The sequence below is a fragment of the Amylibacter sp. SFDW26 genome (assembly GCF_009184395.1).
Taxonomy (GTDB): domain Bacteria; phylum Pseudomonadota; class Alphaproteobacteria; order Rhodobacterales; family Rhodobacteraceae; genus Amylibacter.
In genome coordinates this window covers 1,726-6,612 of the sequence record NZ_WEIC01000009.1, presented here as the reverse complement: position 1 = coordinate 6,612, position 4,887 = coordinate 1,726, and the positions used below count along the sequence as shown (strand labels likewise).

The 4,887-nt window shown below is 49.0% G+C and carries 3 tRNA genes and 3 rRNA genes (1 of these 6 only partly in view); all 6 read right to left on the bottom strand.

The window, feature by feature from the left end:
* Positions 1–302 precede the first annotated feature (302 nt).
* A tRNA-Met gene (locus F9L33_RS15650) sits at positions 303–379 on the bottom strand.
* 87 nt (positions 380–466) lie between these two features.
* Positions 467–581, bottom strand: a 5S ribosomal RNA gene (gene rrf / locus F9L33_RS15645).
* A gap of 92 nt (positions 582–673) precedes the next feature.
* Positions 674–3,524: ribosomal RNA gene (locus F9L33_RS15640) — 23S ribosomal RNA — on the bottom strand.
* Positions 3,525–4,129: 605 nt separating this feature from the next.
* Positions 4,130–4,205 (bottom strand) — tRNA-Ala (locus tag F9L33_RS15635).
* Positions 4,206–4,385: 180 nt separating this feature from the next.
* A tRNA-Ile gene (locus tag F9L33_RS15630) sits at positions 4,386–4,462 on the bottom strand.
* Positions 4,463–4,612: 150 nt separating this feature from the next.
* Positions 4,613–4,887 (bottom strand): 16S ribosomal RNA (locus tag F9L33_RS15625) (it continues 1,287 nt past the right edge of the window).
* The 16S, 23S and 5S rRNA genes sit together here with 3 tRNA genes alongside, the layout of an rRNA operon.

Genomic DNA, 4,887 nt, shown 5'->3' with positions numbered 1-4,887 from the left:
AGCTTAACGCTACAAATAGTGTTGTGCTATGCGACTATTCTTAACTTTGATATTAGATTTTTGTTTGTTTGCTGGTTTGCTTCTAAGGTAATCTATTCTGGCAGTTGATGGATATAGCTCACGCTCATCCATCGGTGACCGTTTATGATAAAGTTCAATCCATTCAATGGTTTACCTTTGTGTCCCAGTTGAGACATGTGTTTTTGGTCATTGCTTTCGTTCATTCAGTTTCTGAATGAACTGCCGCGGAAGGTGTGGTGGTATTGGATGTGTTGTTTGCTTTTTATTTTATAAAAAGCTTTTGGTTGCGGGGGCAGGATTTGAACCTGCGACCTTCAGGTTATGAGCCTGATGAGCTACCGGGCTGCTCTACCCCGCGCCAGAAGCGCGCCCCATGTGTTTTATAGTTTGGGGCTTGTTTTTATCATCGTGTAGGGAGCGATTAATATATCTTTGAACTTATTAGGTTTGGCGATGACTTACTCTCCCACGCCTTAAGACGCAGTACCATCAGCGCAACCGCACTTAACGGCCGAGTTCGGGATGGGATCGGGTGTTTTGCTGGTGCTGTGATCACCAAACCGAATAAATTCAAAGAACACGAGACCCTGATAATCAGGTATCTATCCATTTTGACTTTTGTTCAGTGATAGCAATCTAGCTATTACTGGATCAAATCAAGCCTATCGGGCAATTAGTATCGGTCAACTGAATGCTTTACAGCACTTACATCTCCGACCTATCGACGTGGTGGTCTTCCACGGCCCTCAAGGGAGACCTTGTTTCTGGGGGGGCTTCCCGCTTAGATGCCTTCAGCGGTTATCCTGTCCGATCATAGCTACTCTGCACTGCGGCTGGCGCCACAACAGATCCACCAGTGGATCGTTCACCCCGGTCCTCTCGTACTAGGGGCAACTCCCATCAAGTCTCCTACACCCACGGCAGATAGGGACCGAACTGTCTCACGACGTTCTAAACCCAGCTCACGTACCTCTTTAAACGGCGAACAGCCGTACCCTTGGGACCTGCTCCAGCCCCAGGATGAGATGAGCCGACATCGAGGTGCCAAACACTGCCGTCGATATGGACTCTTGGGCAGTATCAGCCTGTTATCCCCGGCGTACCTTTTATCCGTTGAGCGATGGCCCTTCCACTCGGGACCACCGGATCACTATGACCGACTTTCGTCTCTGCTCGACTTGTCAGTCTCGCAGTCAGGCTGGCTTATGCCATTGCACTCAACGAGCGATTTCCGACCGCTCTGAGCCAACCATCGCGCGCCTCCGTTACTCTTTAGGAGGCGACCGCCCCAGTCAAACTACCCGCCACACAGGGTCCCGGATCCAGATAATGGACCGCGGTTAGACATCAAGACAGACAGGGGTGGTATCTCAAGGGAGGCTCCCCAACAACTGGCGTCACTGGTTCAAAGCCTACCACCTATCCTGCACACGTCTGACCTGATGCCAGTGTGAAGCTGTAGTAAAGGTGCACGGGGTCTTTCCGTCTAACCGCGGGAAGCCTGCATCTTAACAGGCAATTCAATTTCGCTGAGTCTGCATTGGAGACAGCGGGGAAGTCGTTACGCCATTCGTGCAGGTCGGAACTTACCCGACAAGGAATTTCGCTACCTTAGGACCGTTATAGTTACGGCCGCCGTTTACTGGGGCTTCAATTCAGTGCTTGCACACCTCCTCTTAACCTTCCAGCACCGGGCAGGCGTCAGACCCTATACGTCGTCTTGCGACTTCGCAGAGCCCTGTGTTTTTAGTAAACAGTCGCCACCCCCTGGTCTGTGCCCCCCACCAAAACTTGCGTTCTAATGGGGCCTCCTTCTCGCGAACTTACGGAGGCATTTTGCCGAGTTCCTTCAATGCAGTTCTCTCAAGCGCCTTGGTATTCTCTACCAGTCCACCTGTGTTGGTTTAGGGTACGATCTAATGGAAGGCTATTTCCAGGAACCGTCCGGCAGCAGCCCCAATCCGATAAGGGGTCACTACGCTTTCGATCCGTCACTTCTTCCTGGCCCAGGAATATTAACCTGGTTCCCATCGACTACGCCTTTCGGCCTCGCCTTAGGGGTCGGCTTACCCTGCTCAGATTAGCTTTAAGCAGGAACCCTTGGACTTTCGGCGACAGTGTCTCTCACACTGTTTATCGCTACTCATGTCAACATTCTCACTTCTGATCACTCCACCGGATCGCTCACGCGCCGGCTTCACAGTCAGAACATTGCGTCCGTAACACCCCGAAGGGTCCTAAAGACGCAGCGTTCTATATCACAGAACGCTCCGCTACCATGCAATAAATTGCATCCCTAGCTTCGGCTCATGGCTTGAGCCCCGGTACATCTTCGCCGCAGGATAACTTAATTAGACCAGTGAGCTGTTACGCTATCTTTAAAGGATGGCTGCTTCTAAGCCAACCTCCTGGTTGTTTTGGTCGTCCCACCTGCTTTCCCACTTAGCCATGAATTAGGGGCCTTAGCTGAGGGTCAGGGTTGTTTCCCTCTTCACTATGGACGTTAGCATCCATAGTGTGTCTGCCGCATAGTACTTCTCGGTATTCGGAGTTTGATTAGGATCAGTAAGACGGTGAGTCCCCATTACCCATTCAGTGCTCTACCCCCGAGAGTATTCGTGCGACGCTCTACCTAAATAGATTTCGCGGAGAACCAGCTATCTCCGAGTTTGATTGGCCTTTCACCCCTAGGCACAAGTCATCCCGATCTTTTTCAACAGATGTGGGTTCGGTCCTCCAGTAAGTGTTACCTTACCTTCAACCTGCTCATGCCTAGATCACTCGGTTTCGGGTCTGATCCTACTAACTCATGCGCCCTATTAAGACTCGCTTTCGCTGCGCCTACACCTATCGGCTTAAGCTTGCTAGTAAGACCAAGTCGTTGACCCATTATACAAAAGGTACGCCGTCAGGGCATATGCCCCTCCGACTGTTTGTAGGCGTCCGGTTTCAGAAACTGTTTCACTCCCCTTGTCGGGGTGCTTTTCACCTTTCCCTCACGGTACTGGTTCGCTATCGGTCAGTAAGGAGTACTTAGCCTTCGAAGGTGGTCCTCCGATGTTCAGACAGAATTTCACGTGTTCCGCCCTACTTAATACGTCTAATCATGCTTCCTATACGGGGCTGTCACCCATATTGCCCAACTTTCCAGATGGTTCTAGTCACATTCATAGCTCGGCTGGTCCCGGTTCGCTCGCCACTACTACGGGAGTATCTATTGATTTCCTTTCCTCCGGGTACTTAGATGTTTCAGTTCCCCGGGTTTGCTTTAAAAACCCTATATATTCAGGTAATTAATACTTGTTTTACCCCATTATTGATCAGCTGCGACCAAACAAGTTTGATCGGAGATAACAATAACAGAATATCAAGTGGGTTTCCCCATTCAGAGATCCATGGATCAAAGCTTATTCTCAGCTCCCCATGGCTTATCGCAGAGTATCACGTCTTTCATCGCCTCTTACTGCCAAGGCATCCACCAAACGCCCTTCTCGCGCTTGATTTGATCCAGAAATAGTCAGACTAAATCTGAACCAAAAAGTCGTCTTGTTTGAGATTGTTTTAGTCCGTTACCTGATAAATCAGGCAACATTTCATTGAACTCAAATGCAGTTTCCCTTGGCAGGAAACTGCGCACATTCCAGCGAATGAACCCATATAAATATGGATCCCTTCTATGTCACAGCGGATCTAGTCTTGCTGTGACTAAAGCGATTGATAAATCAATGCGCTTATTGGTTAGTGTATTTGACTTGGAAAGACTGTAAATTATCCAAATCTTAGCTCGCGAACCGCACTGGAACGCTTACCAGCAACACATGCACAGTGGATTGGTCATCCGGTCTGATTATGCCCTTCTGTTACCAGAAGTATTGCTAACCACCTAAGTGGTCAAAACAGGAAACTTACGTCTCGTGTTATTAATGCTCTCTATACGATGTAAAAGTGTCTGAATGATCAGACAATTAAACATACTCAAAAGAATATGTTTAACATGATGATCAAGTTTGAATGGCTTACAGGATAAACGCTCTCAGTCATTACTGTGTAATAACTTGCCGCTTTGCTACTATGGTGCTTGTGTCACTCAAATCTTTGATTTGAGTTTTGGTGGAGCATAGCGGGATCGAACCGCTGACCCCCTGCTTGCAAAGCAGGTGCTCTCCCAGCTGAGCTAATGCCCCTAAAGGTAAATTACGACGTAATTTGCCAAACGCCGACAGGATATTGCGAAGCAATGTCCGAGAGGCGCGGTTTCGTGTGTGGCCAACCCGATGAATGTTCTCAATGATTTTGCTAAGCAAATTCATCTGCCACATTGCAACCGAAGTGTATGCCTCAACTCAATTCAAAGAATTGAGTTCTGGTGGGTCGAGGAGGACTTGAACCTCCGACCTCACGCTTATCAGGCGTGCGCTCTAACCACCTGAGCTACCGACCCTTGCAGACCAGTAGCGGCCTGTAAAATTTTCTAACACTGAAGAGATATGAGGACGGTTCGGTCAATTGCCTTTAAAGGCTTATGTCAATTTAATGACTGCTAAGTGATCTACGAGATTGAATAAATTCAAGCTGCTAAGATCATCCTTAGAAAGGAGGTGATCCAGCCGCAGGTTCCCCTACGGCTACCTTGTTACGACTTCACCCCAGTCACTGAGCCTACCGTGGTCCGCTGCCCCTATAAATAGTTGGCGCACGGCCTTCGGGTAGACCCAATTCCCATGGTGTGACGGGCGGTGTGTACAAGGCCCGGGAACGTATTCACCGCGTCATGCTGTTACGCGATTACTAGCGATTCCGACTTCATGGGGTCGAGTTGCAGACCCCAATCCGAACTGAGACGATTTTTTGGGATTAACCCATTGT